General features: G+C 60.5%; 1 pseudogene. It reads right to left on the bottom strand.

The window, feature by feature from the left end:
• Positions 1–233: pseudogene (locus LD028_RS09535) on the bottom strand (Cof-type HAD-IIB family hydrolase); the annotation flags it as partial.

Below are 233 nucleotides of genomic sequence, written 5' to 3' on the forward strand. Positions count from 1 at the left end.
TGCAGCGCGATTCCTTTTTGCGCATGCCTGTGCGTGACTTCCAGATTGTGATTCGCCGACGAACTGACGGACAGCTCGTTTACGGCCGCCAGCCTGCGGGACGCGCGGGCCAGCTTTTGCCCGTCCCTGGAGAAGACCAGCAATTTATAGAGATGTTCACCGGAGCGGCCGAGCACTGCCGCATACGTGTCCACAGGGGAGATTTCCCCGGTGGAAAAACGGCGCTCATCCGC

This window comes from Anoxybacillus sp. LAT27 (assembly GCF_022030075.1).
In the GTDB taxonomy this organism is placed as follows: Bacteria; Bacillota; Bacilli; order Bacillales; family Anoxybacillaceae; genus Anoxybacillus; species Anoxybacillus kestanbolensis.